A 23,444-nucleotide genomic window follows, 5' to 3' on the forward strand; every position below is an offset into this window, starting at 1 on the left:
CATCACTCCCGCATTGTTTTCCCAGGATAGATCCCCATGGCCGCACAAAACGCTATCGTCACCCGTGTCACCGGCAAAGCCTGGCTCAGGGCCGAAGACGGTTCGCTGACCGAACTCGCCGCCGGCGCCAAAGTCCCCGCCGGGGCCCAGATCGTGACGGCCACGGGCTCTACCGTCGAACTGGCCATTCCGGGGCAGCCGCCGCTGCTGATCGGCGCCGACCGCACGCTGACGCTCACCGGCGAGGTGTTCGAGCCCGCCGATCCGGGCGATGCCCGCGTCGCCCGCCCCACCGGCCCCGACTCCGAACGCCTGCTCGGCAAGCTGGCCGCCCCTTCCGGCCGGACCGACGACGGCGAACGCATGGAATACGGCTCGCAAGGCGGCGATGGCGGCAGCGGCTTCGTCCGCCTGCTGCGCATCGTCGAGCCCACCGTGCCGCTCGCGCTCGACTATCCGCGGCCGGCCGACGGCCGGCCGGAACTGCCGCACTATCCCGGCGGCTATCCGGTCGCCTCGGGCGCCAATACGCCGCCCTCCGCCGTCACGCCGCCCCAGGGGCCGCTGGGCAGCCAGACGCACGACGACGGCCAGACCATCGCGCCCATAGACGTCAGGCCCTACTTCACCGACCTGGACGGAGACCGGCTCACCTACACCGCGCTGGGACTGCCGCCCGGCCTGAGCATGGATCCGTCCACCGGCATCATCAGCGGCACCATCGACGCTTCGGGCAGCACCGGCGGACAGGCCAGGGACGGCCACTACGTGGTCGCCATCCTGGTCCGCGATCCCAGCGGCGGCACGGCCTACATCACCATCGACTGGACCGTCGACAACCCGCCGCCGGTCGCGGCCGACGACCTGGCCGCCACCACCGCCGACCAGAACGCCACGGGCAACGTGCTCACCGGCCCCGGCCAGGACATCGATCCGGACAACGATCCGCTGACCGTCACGCACATCGGCAACGGCATCGACACCGTCACCGCCGGCCAGACCATTGCCGGCTCGAACGGCGGCACTTTCGTCATTCATCCCGACGGCAGCTATACCTTCGTCCCGGGCAATGATTTCGATGCGCTGCGGGCGGGCGATCCGCCGGTCGACACCCACGTCACCTACACCATCTCCGACGGCGAAGGCGGCACCTCCACCGCGACCCTGACGGTCACCGTTGGCGGCCTCGACGACGCGCCGGTCTTCTCCGGCCAGGACACCGGCGCCGTAACCGAGGATGCCTCCACCCCGACGCTGACCGACACCGGCCGCCTCATCGTCGCCGATCCCGACAACGGCCAGTCCGCCATCGATACGGCGATTGCGCCGGTGCCGGGCGCCGGGACGATCGGCAACCTGACCATAGGCGCCGATGGCAGCTGGGTCTACACGGTGCCCAATGCCGATGTGCAGTATCTCAAGGACGGCGAGACCAGGACGGAAACCTTCACGGTCACCTCGGTCGACGGCACGACCCACGACATCGTCATCACCATCACCGGCACCAACGACGTGCCGATGGTCACCGACGATGCCGGTTTCGTGACCGAAGACCTCGACGTCGCGGGCATGCTGGCCACGGCCGGCGCCGTCACCATCACGGATCCCGATGCCGGCGAAGCCGAATTCGACCCGGCCACGACCGCCTTCACCGGTTCCACCGTGGCCGGTGGCGCGCAGCTCGGCACCCTGGTTGTCAATGCCGACGGCACCTACACCTACACCGTCGGCAACGCCTTGCCCGAAGTCCAGGCTCTGGCCGTGGGCGAGTCCATCGTCGAGACCTATACCGTCGCCTCCGCCGATGGCACGGCCACCAGCACCATCACGATCACCATCCAGGGCACCAACGACGTTCCCGTCATCTCGGGCGTCTCGACCGGCGCGCTGACCGAGGACGATCCCGTCACGACCTCCACCGGCCAGCTCACCGTGGCGGACGTCGATGCGTCCGACACCCATACGTGGACCTTCAAGTCCAATGGCACCGACTCGGATACCGGCGCCTATGGCAACATCGCCGTCGATGCAACCGGCCAGTGGACCTACACCCTCGATCCAGCCAAGGCCCAGGCGCTCAAGGCCGGCGAAACCTATCAGGAGCGATTCATCGTCCTGGTCGACGACGGCCATGGCGGCACCGACGAGCAGGAGATCGTCATTACACTTGCCGGCGCCGAAGATGCGCCGGTATTCACTGGCCAGGACAGTGGCGCCGTCACCGAAGATGCCTCCAACCCGACCTTGACCGATAGCAGCCAATTGATCGTCACCGACGCCGATGCCGGCCAGTCCGCTATCGACACCGGCATTGCGCCCGTCGCCAGTGCCGGGGCGCTGGGCACGATCACCATCGACGCCGATGGCAACTGGACCTATTCCGTCCCGAATGCCGACGTCCAGTACCTGGCCCAGGGCGAGACCAAGGTCGAGACCTTCACCGTCACCTCGATCGACGGAACGACGCACGACATCGTCATCACCATCACCGGCACCAACGACGTGCCGGTGGTGACCAACGACGCCCGCACCATCGTCGAAGACGTGGCCGTCTCCGGCGGGTTGCTCTCGACCTCCGGCGCCGTCGCCATCACCGATACCGACGCCGGACAGTCCAGCTTCGACCCGGCCACCACCGCTTTCACCGGCTCCACCGTGGCCGGCGGCAGCCAGTTGGGCAGCCTGGCCGTCAATCCCGACGGCACCTACACCTATACCGTGGGCAACACCCTGCCCGAGGTGCAGGCCCTGGCCGTGGGCGAATCGATCGTCGAGACCTATACCGTCGCCTCCGCCGATGGCACGGCCACCAGCACCATCACCATTACGATCCTGGGCACCAACGACATTCCCGTCATCTCGGGCATCGCCACCGGCGCCCTGACCGAAGACGACCTCGTCGACACGGCCACCGGCCAGCTCACCGTCGCGGATCTCGATACCTCCGACACCCATACCTGGACCTTCAAGACATCCGGCAGCGGTGCCGAAGCGGGCGCCTACGGCGACATCGTCATCGATGCCACCGGACAGTGGACCTATACCCTGGATGCCGCCAAGGCCCAAGCGCTCAAAGCCGGCGAGACCTACCAAGAACGCTTCACCGTCCTGGTCGACGATGGCCACGGCGGCACCGACGAGCGCGAAGTCGTCGTTACCCTCACCGGCAAGGAAGATGCGCCGGTATTTTCCGGCGACGACGCGGGCAGCGTGGTCGAAGATGCCGCCAACCCGATGCTGGCCGACAGCGGCCGGTTGATCGTCACCGATGCCGATGCCGGCCAATCGGCCATCGACACCGCTATTGCGCCCGTGCCCAGCGCCGGGGCGCTGGGTTCGATCACCATCGATGCCGATGGCAACTGGACTTATTCGGTGCCCAATGCCGCCGTGCAGTACCTGACGCAGGGCGAGACCAAGATCGAGACTTTCACCGTCACCTCGATCGACGGAACGACTCACGACATCGTCATCACCATCACCGGCACCAACGATGTCCCGGTGGTGACCAACGACGCCCGCACCATCGTCGAGGACGTCGCCGTCTCCGGCGGACTGCTCTCGACCTCCGGCGCCGTCACCATTACCGACACCGATGCCGGACAATCCAGCTTCGACCCGGCCACCACCGCTTTTACCAGTTCCACCGTGGCCGGTGGCAGCCAATTGGGCACCCTCGTCGTCAATCCCAACGGCACGTATACCTACACCGTCGGCAATGCCTTGCCCGAAGTGCAGGCCCTGGCCGTGGGCGAATCCATCGTCGAGACCTATACCGTCGCCTCCGCCGATGGCAGTGCCACCAGCACGATCACCATTACCATCCTCGGTACCAATGACGCGCCTGCCATCTCGGGCGTCTCGACCGGCGCGCTGACCGAAGACGATCCCATCACGACCGCCACCGGCCAGCTCGCCGTGGCCGACGTCGATACCTCCGACACCCATACCTGGACCTTCAAGTCCAATGGCACCGATACGGATACCGGCAGCTACGGATCCGTCGTCATCGACGCCACCGGCCAGTGGACCTACACGCTGGACAACACCAAGACCCAGGGACTCAAGGCCGGCGAAACCCGCGAAGAACGCTTCACCGTCCTGGTCGACGACGGCCATGGCGGCACCGACGAGCAGGAAATCGTCATCACCCTCACCGGCACGGAAGATGCGCCGGTCTTCACCGGCCAGGACGCTGGCGCCGTGGTCGAAGACGCCGCCAATCCGACGCTCACCGACACCGGACGCCTGATCGTCACCGACGCCGATGCCGGTCAATCGGCCATTGACACTACCATTGCGCCCATCGCCAGCGCAGGCGCCCTGGGATCCCTGGCCATAGGCACCGATGGCAACTGGACCTATTCGGTCCCGAATGCCGATGTCCAATATCTGAAAGCCGGCGAGACCAAGACCGAGACCTTCACCGTTACCTCGATCGACGGGTCCACCCACGACATCGTCATCACGATCACTGGCACGGAAGATGCGCCGGTCTTCACCGGTCAAGATGCGGGCGCCGTGACGGAAGACGCCGCCGATCCGACGCTGACCGACAGCGGCCAGCTAATCGTCACCGATGCCGACGCCGGCCAGTCGGCCATCGATACCGCCATTGCGCCGGTGCCCAGCGCCGGCGCGCTGGGCACGATCACCATCGACGCCAACGGCAACTGGAGCTATTCCGTCCCGAATGCCGATGTTCAGTACCTGAAGGCCGGCGAGACCAAGACCGAGACCTTCACCGTCGCCTCGATCGACGGCACCACCCACGACATCGTCATCACGATCACCGGCACGGAAGATGTGCCGGTCTTCACCGGCCAGGATGCCGGCGCCGTCGTCGAAGACGCCGCCAATCCGACGCTGACCGACAGCGGCCAGTTGATCGTCACCGACGCCGATGCCGGCCAATCGGCCATCGACACCGCCGTCGCGCCCATCGCCAGCGCAGGCGCCCTGGGATCCCTGGCCATAGACTCGGATGGCAACTGGACTTATTCCGTCCCCAACGCCGATGTCCAGTACCTGAAGGCCGGCGAGACCAAGACCGAGACCTTCACCGTTACCTCGATCGACGGAACGACCCACGACATCGTCATCACCATCACCGGCACGGAGGATGTCCCGGTCTTTACCGGGCAGGACGCCGGCGCCGTGATCGAAGACGCCGCCGATCCGACGCTCACCGACAGCGGCCAGTTGATCGTTACCGATGCCGACGCCGGCCATTCGGCCATCGATACCGCCATTGCGCCCGTGCCCAGCGCCGGCGCGCTGGGTTCGATCACCATCGACGCCGACGGCAACTGGACCTACTCCGTCCCCAATGCCGACGTCCAATACCTGAAGGCCGGCGAGACCAAGACCGAGACCTTCACCGTCACCTCGATCGACGGCACCGCCCACGATATCGTCATCACCATCACGGGGACCGAAGACGCACCGGTCTTTACCGGGCAGGATACGGGAGCCGTCGTCGAAGACGCCGCCAACCCGACGCTCACCGACAGCGGCCAATTGATCGTCACCGACGCCGATGCCGGACAATCGGCCATCGACACCGCCATTGCGCCCGTCGCCAGCGCCGGCGCGCTGGGCGCGATCACCATCGACGCCGACGGCAACTGGACCTATTCCGTCCCCAACGCCGACGTCCAGTACCTGAAGGCGGGCGAGACCAAGGTCGAAACCTTCACGGTCACCTCGGTCGATGGGTCGACCCACGATATCGTCGTCACCATTACCGGGACCGAAGATGCCCCGGTCTTTACCGGCCGGGATACGGGTGCCGTGGTCGAGGATGCCGCCAACCCGACGCTGACCGACAGCGGCCAGCTGATCGTCACCGACGCCGATGCCGGCCAATCGGCCATCGATACCGGCATTGTTCCTGTCGCCAGCCCGGGCGCGCTGGGTGCGATCACCATCGATGCCAACGGCAACTGGACTTATTCGGTGCCCAACGCTGCCGTCCAGTACCTGGCGCAGGGCGAAACCAAGATCGAGACCTTCACCGTCACCTCGATCGACGGAACGACCCACGACATCGTCATCACCATCACCGGCACCAACGACGTGCCTGCGGTGACCAACGATGCCCGCACCATCGTCGAAGACGTCGCCGTCTCCGGCGGACTGCTCTCGACTTCCGGCGCCGTCACGATCACGGATCTCGACGCTGGCGAAGCCGAGTTCGATCCGGCCACCATGGTCTTCACCGGTTCCACCGTGGCTGGTGGTACGCAGCTCGGCACCCTCGTCGTCAACCCCAACGGCACCTACACCTATACCGTCGGCAATGCCTTGCCCGAAGTCCAGGCCCTGGCCGTGGGCGAATCCATCGTCGAGACCTATACGGTCGCCTCCGCCGATGGCACGGTCACCAGCACCATCACGATCACCATCCTGGGCACCAACGACGTTCCCGTCATCTCGGGCGTCTCGACCGGCGCGCTGATCGAAGACGATCCCATCACGACGGCCACCGGCCAGCTCACCGTGGCCGATGTCGATGCGTCCGACACCCACACCTGGACCTTCAAGTCCAACGGCACCGATGCGGACACCGGCGCCTACGGCGACATCGTCATCGATGCCACCGGACAGTGGACCTACAACCTGGACACTGCCAAGGCCCAGGAACTCAAGGCCGGCGAAACCCGCGAGGAACGCTTCACCGTCCTGGTCGATGACGGCCATGGCGGCACCGACGAGCAGGAAATCGTCGTCACCCTCACCGGCACCGAAGATGCCCCGGCCTTCACTGGTCAGGACGCCGGCGCGGTCATCGAAGATGCCGCCAACCCGACTTTGATCGATACCGGACGCCTGATCGTCACCGATGCCGACGCCGGCCAGTCGGCCATCGACACCACCATCGCGCCGGCCCCCAGCGCCGGCGCCCTGGGCACGCTCTCGATTGCCACCGATGGCACGTGGATCTACACGGTGCCGAATGCCGACGTTCAGTATCTGAAGGCGGGCGAGACCAAGATCGAAACCTTCACGGTTACCTCGATCGACGGCACGACCCACGACATCGTCATCACAGTCACCGGGACCGAAGATGCCCCGGTATTCACCGGTCAAGATGCGGGCGCTGTGACGGAAGACGCCGCCGATCCGACACTGACCGACAGCGGCCAGCTGATCGTCACCGATGCCGATGCCGGCCAGTCGGCCATCGACACCGCCATCGCGCCTGTCCCCAGCGCCGGCGCCCTGGGTTCGATCACCATCGACGCCAACGGCAACTGGAGCTATTCCGTCCCGAATGCCGACGTCCAGTACCTGAAGGCCGGCGAGACCAAGATCGAGACCTTCACCGTCACCTCGATCGACGGAACGACCCACGATATCGTCATCACCATCACCGGCACCGAAGATGCCCCGGTATTCACCGGCCAGGACGCCGGCGCCGTCGTCGAAGACGCCGCCGACCCGACGCTGACCGACAGCGGCCGGTTGATCGTCACCGATGCCGACGCCGGACAATCGGCCATCGACACCGCCGTCGCGCCCGTGCCCAGCGCAGGCGCGCTAGGCACGATCACTATCGACGCCAGCGGCAACTGGACCTACTCCGTTCCCAATGCCGATGTCCAGTACCTGAAGGCCGGTGAGACCAAGGTCGAAACCTTCACGGTCACCTCGGTCGACGGCACCACTCACGACATCGTCGTCACCATTACCGGCACGGAAGATGCCCCGGTATTTACCGGTCAAGATGCGGGCGCCGTGACGGAAGACGCCGCCGATCCGACGCTGACCGACAGCGGCCAGTTGATCGTTACCGATGCCGATGCCGGCCAGTCCGCCATCGACACCGCTATTGCGCCGGTACCCAGCGCCGGCGCGCTGGGTTCGATCACCATCGATGCCAACGGCAACTGGACCTACTCCGTCCCCAACGCCGACGTTCAGTACCTGAAGGCCGGCGAGACCAAGACCGAGACCTTCACCGTTACCTCGATCGACGGCACCGCCCACGACATCGTCATCACGATCACCGGCACGGAAGATGTGCCGGTCTTCACCGGCCAGGATGCCGGCGCCGTCGTCGAAGACGCCGCCAATCCGACGCTGACCGACAGCGGCCAGTTGATCGTCACCGACGCCGATGCCGGACAGTCGGCCATCGACACTGCCATTGCGCCCATCGCCAGCGCCGGCGCGCTGGGTTCGATCATCATCGACGCCAACGGCAACTGGACCTATTCGGTGCCCAACGCCGACGTCCAATACCTGAAGACCGGCGAGACCAAGGTCGAGACCTTCACCGTTACCTCGATCGACGGCGCCACCCACGACATCGTCATCACCATTACCGGCACGGAAGATGCGCCGGTATTTTCCGGCGACGACACGGGCAGCGTGGTCGAAGATGCCGCCAACCCGATGCTGGCCGACAGCGGCCGGTTGATCGTCACCGACGCCGATGCCGGACAGTCGGCCATCGACACCGCCGTCGCGCCCGTCGCCAGCCCGGGCGCCCTGGGTTCGATCACCATCGATGCCAATGGCAACTGGACTTATTCGGTGCCCAATGCCGCCGTGCAGTACCTGACGCAGGGCGAGACCAAGACCGAGACTTTCACCGTTACCTCGATCGACGGAACGACGCACGACATCGTCATCACCATCACCGGCACCAATGACGTGCCGGTAGTGAGCAATGACGCCCGCACCATTGTCGAGGACGTCGCCGTCTCCGGCGGACTACTTTCGACCTCCGGCGCCGTCACCATTACCGACACCGATGCCGGACAGTCCAGCTTCGACCCGGCCACGACCGCTTTCACCAACTCCACCGTGGCCGGCGGCGGCCAGCTCGGCACCCTGGTCGTCAATGCCAACGGCACCTATACCTACACCGTCGGCAACGCCCTGCCCGAGGTGCAGGCACTGGCCGTAGGCGAGTCCATCGTCGAAACCTATACCGTCGCCTCCGCCGATGGCACGGCCACCAGCACGATCACCATCACGATTCTGGGCACCAATGACATTCCCGTCATCTCGGGCGTATCGACCGGCGCCCTGACCGAGGACGACCTCGTCGATACGGCCACCGGCCAGCTCACCGTGGCCGACGCCGATACGTCCGACACCCATACCTGGACCTTCAAGTCCAATGGCACCGATACGGATGCCGGTACCTACGGCGACATCACCATCGACGCCACCGGCCAGTGGACCTATACCCTGGACAACACCAAGACCCAGGGACTCAAGGCCGGCGAAACCCGTGAGGAACGTTTCACCGTCCTGGTCGATGACGGCCATGGCGGCACCGACGAGCAGGAAATCGTCGTTACCATCACCGGCACCAACGACCTGCCCGTCGTCACCGACGATGCCGGGTCCGTAACCGAAGACGTGGGTGTCTCCGCCACCGGCATGCTGGCCACGGCCGGCGCCGTCACCATCACGGATCTCGACGCCGGCGAAGCTCGATTCGACCCGGCCACGACCGCCTTCACCGGCTCCACCGTGGCCGGGGGTGCGCAACTCGGTACCCTGGTGGTCAATGCCGACGGCACGTACACCTACACCGTCGGCAATGCCCTGTCCGAGGTGCAGGCCCTGGCCGTGGGCGAGTCCATCGTCGAGACTTATACCGTCGCCTCCGCCGATGGCACGGCCACCAGCACCATCACCATTACGATCCTGGGCACCAACGACATTCCCGTCATTTCTGGCGTTTCGACCGGCGCGCTGACCGAAGACGACCTCGTCGACACGGCCGCCGGCCAGCTCACCGTCGCGGATCTCGATACCTCCGACACCCATACCTGGACCTTCAAGACGTCCGGCAATGGTGCCGAAGCGGGCGCCTACGGCGACATCGTCATCGATGCCACCGGCCAGTGGGCCTATACCCTGGACCCCGCCAAGGCCCAAGCGCTCAAGGCTGGCGAGACCTACCAGGAACGCTTCACCGTCCTGGTCGACGACGGCCATGGCGGCACCGACGAGCAGGAAGTCGTCGTCACTCTGACCGGCACGGAAGACGCGCCGGTATTCTCCGGCGACGATGCGGGCAGCGTGGTCGAGGATGCCGCCAGCCCGACACTGACCGACAGCGGCCGGTTGATCGTCACCGATGACGATGCCGGCCAATCGGCTGTCGACATCAGCATCGCACCCGTCGCCAGCACCGGCGCGCTGGGTTCGATCACCATCGATGCCGACGGCAACTGGACCTACTCCGTTTCCAACGCCGCCGTGCAGTACCTGACGCAGGGCGAGACCAAAATCGAGACTTTCACCGTCACCTCGATCGACGGCACGACCCACGACATCGTCATCACCATTACCGGCACCAATGACGTGCCGGTAGTGAGCAACGACGCCCGCACTATCGTGGAGGACATCGCCGTCTCCGGCGGATTGCTCTCGACTTCCGGCGCCGTCACAATCACGGATCCCGATGCCGGCGAAGCCGAGTTCGACCCGGCCACGACCGCCTTCACCAGCTCCACCGTGGCCGGTGGCAGCCAATTGGGCACCCTCGTCGTCAATCCCGACGGCACGTATACCTACACCATCGGCAATGCCCTGTCCGAGGTCCAGGCCCTGGCCGTGGGCGAATCCATCGTCGAGACCTATACCGTCAGCTCGGCAGACGGCGCGGCCATCAGCACGATCACCATCACCATCCTCGGCACCAATGACATCCCCGTCATCTCGGGCGTTTCGACCGGCGCGCTGACCGAAGACGACCTCGTCAACACGGCCACCGGCCAGCTCACCGTGGCGGACGTCGATGCGTCCGATACCCACACCTGGACCTTCAAGACGTCCGGCAACGGCGCCGAAGCAGGCGCTTACGGCGACATCCTGATCGATGCCACGGGCCAGTGGACCTATACCCTGGACAACGCCAAGACCCAGGGGCTCAAAGCCGGCGAAACCCGCGAGGAGCGCTTCACCGTCCTGGTCGATGACGGCCATGGCGGCACCGACGAGCAGGAAATCGTCGTTACCATTACCGGAACCGAAGATGCACCGGCATTCACCGGCCAGGACACTGGCGCCGTCGTCGAAGACGCCGCCAACCCAACGCTCACGGACACCGGACGCCTGATCGTCACCGACGCCGATGCCGGCCAGTCGGCCATCGACACCACCATTGCGCCCATTGCCAGCGCCGGCGCGCTGGGCGCGATCACCATCGGCACCGACGGCAACTGGACCTACTCGGTGCCCAATGCCGACGTCCAGTATCTGAAAGACGGCGAGACCAAGGTCGAGACCTTCACCGTCACCTCGATCGACGGAACGACCCACGACATCGTCATCACCATCACCGGCACGGAGGATGTGCCGGTCTTCACCGGCCAGGATGCCGGCGCCGTGGTCGAAGACGCCGCCAATCCCACGCTGACCGACAGCGGCCAGCTGATCGTTACCGATGCCGACGCCGGCCAGTCGGCCATCGATACCGGCATTGTTCCTGTCGCCAGCCCGGGCGCGCTGGGCACGATCACCATCGACGCCGACGGCAACTGGACCTACTCCGTCCCCAATGCCGACGTCCAGTATCTGAAAGACGGCGAGACCAAGGTCGAAACCTTCACCGTCACCTCGATCGACGGCTCGACCCATGATGTCGTCATCACCATTATCGGGACCGAAGATGCGCCGGTCTTCACCGGCCAGGACACTGGCGCCGTCGTCGAAGACGCTGCCAACCCGACGCTCACGGACACCGGACGCCTGATCGTCACCGACGCCGATGCCGGCCAGTCGGCCATCGACACTGGCATTGTGCCCGTCGCCAGCGCCGGCGCGCTGGGCGCGATCACCATCGACGCCGATGGCAACTGGACCTATTCCGTCCCCAACGCCGACGTCCAGTACCTGAAGGCCGGCGAGACCAAGGTCGAAACCTTCACGGTCACCTCGGTCGATGGGTCGACCCACGATATCGTCGTCACCATCACCGGGACCGAAGATGCCCCGGTCTTTACCGGCCGGGATACGGGTGCCGTGGTCGAGGATGCCGCCAATCCGACGCTGACCGACAACGGCCAGTTGATCGTCACCGATGCCGATGCCGGCCAGTCCGCCATCGACACCGCCATTGTTCCTGTCGCCAGCGCCGGCGCGCTAGGCGCGATCACCATCGACGCCGATGGCAACTGGACCTATTCCGTCCCCAACGCCGACGTCCAGTACCTGAAGGCCGGCGAGACCAAGGTCGAGACCTTCACCGTCACCTCGATCGACGGCACCACCCACGACATCGTCATCACCATCACCGGGACCGAAGACGCACCGGTATTCAACGGCCAGGATACCGGCGCCGTCGTCGAAGACGCCGCCAATCCCACGCTGACCGACAGCGGCCAGTTGATCGTCACCGATGCCGACGCCGGCCAGTCCGCCATCGATACCGCCATTGCGCCCGTCCCCAGCGCCGGCTCCCTGGGCGCGATCACCATCGACGCGGATGGAAACTGGACCTATTCCGTCCCCAATGCCGACGTCCAGTACCTGAAAGACGGCGAAACCAAGGTCGAGACCTTCACGGTCACCTCGATCGACGGCACCACCCACGACATCGTCATCACCATCACCGGCACCGAAGATGCCCCGGTATTTTCCGGCGACGACGCGGGCAGCGTGGTCGAGGATGCCGCCAACCCGTTGCTGGTCGACAGCGGCCGCCTTATCGTCACCGACGCCGATGCCGGACAATCGGCTATCGACATCGGCGTCGTACCCGTCGCCAGCGCCGGCGCGCTGGGTTCGATCACCATCGATGCCAATGGCAACTGGACCTACTCGGTACCCAACGCCGCCGTCCAGTACCTGACCCAGGACGAGACCAAGATCGAAACCTTCACCGTCACCTCGATCGACGGCACCGCCCACGACATCGTCATCACCATTACCGGCACCAACGACGTCCCGGTGGTAACGAACGACGCCCGCACCATTGTCGAGGACGTGGCCGTCTCCGGTGGACTGCTCTCAACCTCCGGCGCCGTCACGATCACCGATACCGATGCGGGTCAGTCCAGCTTCGACCCGGCCACGACCACCTTCACCGGCTCCACCGTGACCGGCGGCAGCCAATTGGGCACCCTGATCGTCAATACCAACGGCACGTATACCTACACCGTCGGCAATGCCCTGCCCGAGGTCCAGGCCCTGGCCGTGGGCGAATCCATCATCGAGACCTATACGGTCGCCTCTGCCGATGGCTCCGCCACCAGCACGATCACGATCACGATCCTCGGCACCAACGACATTCCCGTCATCTCGGGCGTCTCCACCGGCGCCCTGACCGAAGACGACCTCGTCAACACGGCCACCGGCCAGCTCACCGTGGCGGACGTCGATACCTCCGACACCCACACCTGGACTTTCAGGACGTCCGGCAACGGCGCCGAGACCGGCGCCTACGGCGATATCGTGATCGACGCCGCGGGCCAGTGGACCTACACCCTGGACAACACCAAGACCCAGGCACTCAAGGCCGGCGAGACCCGCGAAGAACGCTTCACCGTCCTGGTCGATGACGGCCATGGCGGCACCGATGAGCAGGAAATCGTCGTTACCATCACCGGCGCCAACGACCTGTCCGTCGTCACCGACGATGCCGGGTCCGTAACCGAGGACGTCGGTGTCTCCGCCACCGGCATGCTGGCCACGGCCGGCGCCGTCACCATCACGGATCTCGACGCCGGCGAGGCCGGGTTCGATCCGGCCACCACCGCCTTCACGAGTTCCACCGTGGCCGGCGGCAGCCAGCTCGGCACCCTCATCGTCAATCCCAATGGTACGTACACCTACACCGTCAACAATGCCCTGCCCGAGGTGCAGGCGCTGGCCGTGGGCGAGTCCATCGTCGAGACCTATACCGTCGCTTCCACCGATGGCAGTGCCACCAGCACGATCATTATTACCATCCTCGGCACCAATGACCTTCCCGTCATCTCGGGCATCGCCACCGGCGCCCTGACCGAGGACGACGCTGTCGATACGGCCATCGGCCAGCTCACCGTCGCCGACGTTGATGCGTCCGACACCCATACCTGGACCTTCAAGTCCAACGGTACCGACTCGGAAGCGGGCACCTACGGAGACATCGTCATCGATGCCACCGGGCAGTGGACCTACACCCTGGATGCCTCCAAAGCCCAAGCGCTCAAAGCTGGCGAGACCTACCAGGAACGCTTCACCGTCCTGGTCGACGACGGCCACGGCGGCACCGACGAGCAGGAAGTCGTCGTCACCCTGACCGGCACCGAAGATGCGCCGGTATTCACTGGCCAGGACACAGGCGCTGTCACCGAAGACGCCACAAATCCGACGCTGACCGACAGCGGTCGCCTGATCGTCACCGACGACGATGCCGGACAATCGGCTATCGACATCGGCGTCGCCCCCGTCGCCAGCGCCGGCACGCTAGGGTCGATCACTATCGACACCAACGGCAACTGGACTTATTCGGTGTCCAACGCCGCCGTCCAGTACCTGGCCCAGGACGAGACCAAGATCGAAACCTTCACGGTCACGTCGATCGACGGAACGACCCACGATATCGTCATCACCATTACCGGCACCAACGATGTCCCGGTAGTGAGCAACGACGCCCGCACCATCGTCGAAGACGTCGCCGTCTCCGGCGGACTGCTCTCGACTTCCGGCGCCGTCACCATTACCGACACCGATGCCGGACAGTCCAGCTTCGACCCGGCCACCACCGCTTTCACCAGTTCCACCGTGGCTGGCGGCAGCCAGTTGGGCAGCCTGGTCGTCAATGCCAACGGCACCTACACCTACACCGTCGGCAACGCTCTGCCTGAAGTCCAGGCGCTGGCCGTGGGCGAGTCCATCGTCGAGACCTATACGGTCGCCTCCGCCGATGGCTCCGCCACCAGCACGATCACCATTACCATCCTCGGCACCAATGACGCGCCAGCCATCTCGGGCATCTCGACCGGCGCGCTGACCGAAGACGATCCCGTCACGACCGCCACCGGCCAGCTCGCCGTGACCGACGTCGATACCTCCGACACCCATACCTGGACGTTCAAGTCCAATGGCACCGACTCGGATACCGGCGCCTACGGATCCATCGCCATCGACGCCACCGGCCAGTGGACCTACACGCTGGACAACGCCAAGACCCAAGCGCTCAAGGCCGGCGAAACCCGCGAGGAACGCTTCACCGTCCTGGTCGATGACGGCCATGGCGGCACCGACGAGCAGGAAATCGTCGTTACCATCACCGGCACCAACGACCTGCCGGCATTCTCCGGCGACGACGCAGGCAGCGTGATCGAAGACGCCGCCAACCCGACGCTCACTGACACCGGACGCCTCATCGTCACCGATGACGATACCGGCCAATCGGCCATCGATACCGCTATCGCGCCCGTCCCCAGCGCCGGCGCCCTGGGCGCGATCACCATCGACGCCAACGGCAACTGGACCTATTCGGTGCCCAACGCCGACGTCCAGTACCTGAAGGCGGGCGAAACCAAGGCCGAGATCTTCACCGTCACGTCGATCGACGGCACCACCCACGACATCGTCATCACCATTACCGGCACCGAAGATGCGCCGGTATTCTCCGGCGACGACGCAGGCAGCGTGGTCGAAGATGCCGCCAACCCGACACTGACCGACAGCGGCCGGTTGATCGTCACCGATGCCGACGCCGGACAGTCCGCCATCGACACTGCCGTTGCGCCCATCCCCAGCGGCGGCGCGCTGGGCGCGATCACCATCGACGCCGACGGCAACTGGACCTACTCCGTCCCCAATGCCGACGTCCAGTACCTGAAAGCCGGCGAAACCAAGACCGAGACCTTCACGGTTACCTCCATCGACGGCTCGACCCACGACATCGTCATCACCATTACCGGCACCAACGACGTGCCGGCCGTGACCGACGGCACCGGGGCCGTCACCGAGGATGCGGGCGTCACGCCCGCGGGGTTGCTGTCGACCTCCGGTTCGGTGACCGTCAACGATCCGGATGCCGGCCAGTCCGCTTTCGACCCGGCCACCCTCGCCTTCACCGGCACCACGCTGGGCGGCGGCGGCCAATTGGGCATCCTGACGGTCAATGCCAACGGAACGTACACTTACAATGTCCGGAACGATCTCCCGCCGGTCCAGCACCTGGCGGTGAACGAAACCATCGTCGAGACCTACACGGTCACGTCGGCCGACGGCACCGCTACCAGCACCATTACCATCACCATTCACGGCACGAACGACGATCCCGTCCTGAGCGGCGACTCGAGCGGGACCTTGCTGGAGGACGGTCCGACCGACCAGGTCAGCGGCAACCTGCAGATCGCGGACGCCGATACCAGCGACACGCATACCCTGAGCATCCCGACCGATCAGCAGGCGCAGTACGGAACCGCCACCGTCACGCCGGCGGGCACCTGGACCTACGTGCTGAACAACGCCGATCCGGCAGTCCAGGCGCTGGCGCTGGGCGAGACCATGACGGACACGTTCACCGTGCTGGTCGACGACAACCATGGCGGCACCGACACCCAGCTCGTCACCATCACCCTATACGGCACCAACGACACGCCGGTCGCAATCGCCGACGCCGGCACGGTCAAGGAGTCGGGCGTGCGCAACGGCGGCAACACGGCCGAGGCGGGCACCGGCTCGGTCACGGCCAATGTGCTGGCCAATGACACCGACGTGGATCACGGCTCGGTGCTGAACGTCACCGGCCTGGTGTACGACGGCAGCCCCTATGCTCTGGGCAGCGCCATCACGACCGTCTACGGCACCCTCACGCTGGCCGCCAACGGCCAGTACACCTATACCTTGGACAACAATCGCGCAGCCACCCAGGCGCTGCCGCAGGGCACCTCGGCCACGGAGACGTTCACCTACACGATCGCCGACCAGTACGGCGCCTCCTCCACCGCGAACCTGGTCATCACGGTCCAAGGCACCAACGACGTGCCGGTGATCACCTCGGCGGCGGAGGATGCGCAGGGCGCCGTCGTCGAAGCCAATGCCGGCAGCGCCGGCACGTCGGCCGCCACCGGCACGCTGACCTCGACCGACGTCGATACCGGACACACCGCGACGTGGTCGATGCAATCGACCAACGGCACCTACGGCACCATCTCGATCGATGCCGCGACGGGAACGTGGACCTATACGCTGGACAACACCCGCACCGCCACCCAGGAGCTGCAAACCGGACAGACCGAGACAGAAACCTTCACCGCGCGGGTAACCGACGAGCACGGCGCCTTCTCGACCCAGACCATCACCGTCCAGGTAAGCGGCTCCAACGACCCGGTGACGGCGGTCGACGATACGCGCACACTGAGCGAGGATCCGGCCGGAGGCCAGGTCACCGGCAACGTATTCGCCAACGACCTCGACGTGGACGATATGCTGAGCCTGGTCGAATTCCAGGTCGCGGGCGATCCCGCGACCTACGGCCCCGGCGATACGGCCACCATTGCCGGAGTCGGCACGATCAGCATCGCCCTCGACGGCGCCTATACATTCGCGCCGCTGGCCGACTACGCCGGCAGCGTCCCGGTGATCACCTACACGGTCGAAGAAAGCCGCGCCGGCGGCGTGTCGGATACGGCGACGCTGACCTTGACTATCACGCCGGTGGCCGACGCACCCGAGCTCGGCGCCGCGCCTGCTCCGTTCACGCCCGAGGATACGGCCGTGGCCCTGGGCCTTCATGCGCCCTCGCTCACCGACACGGTGGCCGGCGGCGGCAGCTATCCCGAGCGCCTGGGCGCGATCACGCTTACCGGCGTCCCCGACGGCGCCCAGCTGAACTACGGCGCTGCGAGCCAGACGGCGACCGGCGGGGCCATCGTCATCATCCTGACCGACCTGGAAGCCGACGACAAGCTGCTCGCCGACGTACGCACCGCCAATCCGGGCGCCTGGCTCATGACCTCGGCCGAATACGAAGCCATGACCATCACGCCGCCGGCGCACTCCGGCGCCAACATCGGCCTGACGGTCTCGGTCACCAGCTACGAGGTGGACGGCAGCGGCACCCCGTTGGCGGACATCGACGGCGCGACCTCCACCCAGGCCGTTGCCGTCGACGTACGGGCGGTGACCGATCCGGTGGGCTTGCAGATCTCCAGCACCGACGGCGGCACCCTGGGCAGCACCGCCACGGTGAGCATCGACGAAGACGCCACCGTCAACCTCAAGACACTGCTGGCGGCGACATTCAACGATCTCGACGGCAGCGAGGTCAGGTCGTTCACGATCACCAACGGCAGCGGCCATGCCATCGTGCTCAACGGCACGACCATCGGCGCGGGCGGCAGCATGACCGTCGCGGCGCCGGGCATGGCCACTTCCGCTTCCGGCCTGCCCGACCTGAACATCGGCGGCGTCCGGGATTTCAGCGGACAGCTGCACGGCATCACCATTACGCTGAATGCGAAGGACACCGACGGCGACAGCCCCTCGGCCTCGCCCGGACAACCGAATGCGCCCTTGGAGCAGACGGCCAGCGTCACCCTGGACCTGGACGTGCAGGCGGTCGTCGACAACGCGACGAGCCCGGCGATCAACGGCACCGAGGATACGCCCATCCTGTTCCTCGCGGACTTCGCGCTGGGCGATAGCGACGGCAGCGAAACCTTGACCGGGCTGGTGATCCAGGGCTTGCCGGCCGGCTGGCAGCTGTTCGCCAGCGCAGGCAGCGCCACGCCGCTGTTCACCGGCGACGGCGTCGCCAGCTACACCGTCGATGCCGGCGACCTGGACAGCGGCAGCGCCACCGCCGCGTTCCGCGACTACGTGCTGCTGCCGCCCCCCCACAGCAGCGCGGACATCCAGGTCACGGTGCAGGCCTCGATCCATGACGACGCGGTCAACACGGTCTCGGCCTCCGGCACGAAGACGGTCACCATCCCGATAACGGTCGCGCCCGCCGCTGAAATCGTCGGCAATGACTCCGACGGCGACGGCAACCCCGATCTGACGATGACCCTCGGACACACTTACGGCGCGGGCGTCTCGGGCACCGAAGACCAGTGGTTCGCCCTGAACCAGGATGGCTTCGACCTGAAGGCCGGCTGGAGCAACCAGGACGGCGACGAAGCCGTCTACGCCCTGCTCACGCCGGTGCTGGTGACCGGCGTGTCCGGCGAACAGGCCATCGGCGCGGAATTCCGCTACTCCACCGACGGAGGCATCAGCTGGATCACGCTGGCCTACGACGGCGATCCGGTCGAGATTCCGATGGCGTACCTCGATACGGTGCAATTCCTCGGCCCGGACAACGTCGCAGGCGTCTTCCGCATCGACGTGCAGGCCAGGACCGTCGATACGGATCCGGACCCGGCGGGCGGCTCGGACACCCAGACGTCCGGCACTGCCACGCTGGGCAACATCGTCCTCGCGCCGGAAGCGGACCAAGCCGCGGTGAGCGCCACGGTGCAGCCGGGACGGGAAGACCAGGACATTCCGCTGGCGGTGCGGCCGACCAGCAGCGACCCCAACGAGACGTTCAACGTCACGTTCAGCGGTCTGCCGCCCGGGGCCAAACTGTTCTACGGCGGGGTCGAACAGACGCTGGCGGGGGGTTCGGTCACAATCGACGGCTTCGACCCATTGACATCCCTGGCGGTGCGCGCGCCGGAAAACAGCAATGACAACTTCGATATCGGAATCTCGGTGGTGACGGTCGACACGGTCAATGGCGCCACCAGCATCTCCGGTTCGCCGACCACGTTGACGCTGCCCGTCATGGTCAAGGGCGTGGCCGATGCGCCGGACGTGATCATGCGCCAGGACGATCCGGACATCGCCCCCGAAGACCTGCCCTTCACCGAGCAGCAGTTCGAAACGCAGGGCATCGCGCTCAAGGACTTGATCACCCATGCGGCCCTGACCGACACGGACGGCTCCGAAACGCTGACCTTCCGCATTACCGGACTGGATCCGGCCTTCGCCATCGAAGGCGCCACCTTCATGGGCGGCAGCGGCCTGACGCGCGAGTGGGTCGTGACCATGTCCCAGCTGCAGGGCGCGGCCAAGCTGGTCGGCCCCGAGCACTTCAGCGGCACGGTCACCGGCTCGCTGTACGCGATCAGCACGGAGAACGACGGCGATTCGCATACCAGCGCGGATCTCGGCCTGGTGGCGGTCGTCACGCCCAGTCCCGAGTCCGACATGACCATCACGTCCCAGGTGCAGGAAGACACCTACAGCAAGGTCGCCTTCACGATCTCGAACAACCATGGCGATGCCGACGAGGCCTTGACCAAGGTGTGGATCAAGGTGGCGGACGTGGACGGCAACCCGAACTACTCGCTGCACCTGGGCGACGGCGGCCCCGACCTGGCAAGCGCCAGCCTGGCCATCGTCGTCAAAGACGGAGAAGACTACTACGAGCTGAGCGGCGCGCAGATCGACGACATCTACGCGCTGACCCTGGCCAACGTGGCGCACAACACACCGTCCGCGCCCGCGATGGAGTTCGAGGTCAAGTACGAGATCACCGACTACAGCAACGACGGCACGACCGGGCCGGTCACCATGGAGAAAGACAGCTCGCACAGCCTGCACGTCGCGCCCGTGACCGATCCTGTCTCGCTGGACGCCACCGGCATGGGCGGCACGTCCGGGACCGTCAGCCAGGACGGCGGCATCTTCAGCTACATGGCCCACGAGGGCTCGTCCTTCCATTTCGGCATCGATATCGGCAAGGTGCCCGACGCGCTGGCCGGCCAGCCGGACTACGACGGCAGCGAACAGCTCACCCGCATCCTGGTCGAAGGCGTGCCCAGCGGCGTCGTGGTGGAAGGGCTGGAAATCGGCGGCGTCACCATCGAAGCCAGCTTCATCGGCGGCAACGAATGGCTGATCGTGGTTCCCGACGCCGCTTACAGCCGCTTCGACGGCGTCATTGCCGGACAGGTGATCTTCACCATCCATGGCGCGCGCGTCGAAGATCTCGCGGACGCTCCCATCCAGGTCACCGTCGTGACGCAGGATGCCGGCACGAGCGGCGCGCAGGCCGAAGAACGCGCATCGGTCTCTTTCCTGCTCAGCACGGACTTTGCCGGCCAGGGCGACTCCGACTTTGTCGAGATCCTGAAGTGGGAGCAGAACACCGCCTTCAGCGCCGGCGAAGACAGCGCCTACACGCTGGGCGACGCCATGACCGCGCAGATCGACGATCATGGCGTTGCCGGCAGCGGCTTCGCCATCGTCCTGGAGGACCTGCCCCCGGGCACGGTGGTCACCGGCATGACCCTGACCTACATCGGCGGCAAGGAAGTATGGACGGCCAGCGGCACGGGCGGCAATGCCGAACTGCAGGCGTTGATGGACAGCATTACCGTGCAGCCGCCCGCCGACTGGAACGACAACAACCATCCTGACGGGCTGCCCTACACGGCTCGCCTGACGACGTTCTCGAGCGTGGGGGCCAACGACGTCGAGACGCTCCAAGTGGCGCAGCCGGTGGTGCCGGCATCCGATTTGCCGGAGATCTCCGTTACCAGCACCGCGGCCGACCCGGACGGCACGCCTACCCCCGACGCTCCGCTGGAGGGCAAGCCGGTCGCCATTGCCATCGACCTGAGCAATTCCGCGGACGGCAGTTTCGCCGTCATGGAAGGCAAGCTCTACCTCCAGCTGACCGAGACCGACCTGAACGGCGGCCGGCTCGAGGACGCCAACGGCCCGCTGGCATTGCAACCCGTCGCGGCCGGCGCCATCCCCGGCCTGCCTGCCGGCCAGTACTATGTGGTCGACCTGGCGGACGCCACGCTGCCCCTGCAATTGACGTATTTCCCCTCTGCGGGCGATGCGTACCGGTCCGGTTCGATCACGGTGAACAGCTGGGTCCAGAGCGAGGAGCAGAACGCCCCGCAGCCGGTCACCGCCCACGGCAGCACCACCATCGACCTGGCCCTGGTCAACAACGGCTACGACATAGGCATCGGCCTCGGCGGCGTGGTCACCGGGATCGAGCATGCGAACAGCAGCACCACAGGCATGATCGAACTGGACGTGTCCGGCACCGGCCTGGTGGACAACGACGGCTCCGAGCGCGCCTCGTTCGCGGTGCTGCGCAACCTGCCGAACGGCTTCCTGGTCTACACCGGAGACGATGCGTCGTCCGCAACGCTCGCCATGGCCGACAACGCCGGCAGCCAAGGCGGGACGAACAGCTGGGTGCTGCCGCTGCAGGCCGATGGCTCGCTGCCCAATTACGTGGCCATCCTGCCCCCGGCCAACTGGAGCGGCACGATCTCCGGCCTCGAACTGTCCGTGCTGAGCGGCGAAACCTCGCTCTCCGAGCAGCGCGAAGACACCACCAGCTTCGACCTGGTCGTCCAGGCCCAGGCCGATGGACTGCTCAGCATGACGCCCACGGCGTCCAGCGGCCGCGAGGACGGCATCGTCGCGCTCAACCTGAACGCGCTGATGGCCGACAGCGAAGCGGTGAGCCTGACCGGCCTGCCCGCCGACTCCTCGGTGGAGAGCATGACGGTGCGCCTGACCGGAGTCGGGGCGCATGCGGCCTTCTATGTGAACGACGACGGCGCCCAGGTGCTGGTCAGCGATCCTGGCAACACCCTGGGCATCACGGTGACCGAAACCGCGCCCGGCATCTACGAGATTGCCGGCCTGACGCAGGCGCAAGCCAACAACCTCGGGCTGCTGCAGGCCGCGGGCGCCGCTGCGCCTACGGTGCAGGTAGAGGCATGGACGGTGGAAAGCGACGGCGGCGACACCTCGGCCATTACCAGCGGCACGCTGGAACTGTCCATCCGCGACGTCCCCGCGACCGTGGGCAACGACGTCCTGCTCTACGACGGCCTGCCTCTCAACGGCAAGGGCGGCGATGACACGGTCTGGCTGCGCTATGGCGAAGACATCGATTTCGATCAGTCCAACATGCTGCAGAACATCGAGACCATCGATCTGACCCGACCCGGGTTCGATCATGTCCTCAGCAACCTGTCGGCACAGGACGTGCTGACGATGACCGATACGCGCCGCGTACTGACCATCAACGCGGACAACGGCGACGACGTGTCGTTCAAACCGGGAGAGAGCTGGACACTGGACGGCGCGGCGTCGGTGCCGGGCTACGACGTCTACGTCAATACCGTGGACGCCGGCGTACGGGTGGAAGTACGCATCACCAGCGGCCAGTTCGCGCTGGACGATCTGCTGGATGGCCCGAACCCGACCGTAATGGGATTCTCGTTCAACGCCGCGCCGCCGGCCGGCAGCGATCCGGCCGTCCTGGACGCCCTGTCGGCGCCCCCGCAAAACCCGGCCCTGGACGAGTTCTTGCAGAACCGGGTCCAGCCCGATCTTTGACGGCAGGCCCTGACCGGCGCCCCCGGCGCCAGTCAGGCCGCAGCGCAGCCTCCACGGCGCGCTGCGGGCTTGCGCCGTTGCTCTTGTTTTTTGCTTTTGTC

General features: G+C 66.0%; 1 protein-coding gene. It reads left to right on the plus strand.

Going from position 1 to position 23,444, the window contains the following annotated elements:
* Window positions 1-36 precede the first annotated feature (36 nt).
* Complete coding sequence (locus tag PIGHUM_RS06645) at window positions 37-23,343, plus strand: VCBS domain-containing protein (RefSeq protein ID WP_124078610.1); 23,307 nt, start codon at window positions 37-39, stop codon at window positions 23,341-23,343.
* The last annotated feature ends 101 nt before the right edge of the window (window positions 23,344-23,444 follow it).

Origin of the sequence: Pigmentiphaga humi, assembly GCF_900606115.1 — a bacterium.
In the GTDB taxonomy this organism is placed as follows: domain Bacteria; phylum Pseudomonadota; class Gammaproteobacteria; order Burkholderiales; family Burkholderiaceae_B; genus Pigmentiphaga; species Pigmentiphaga humi.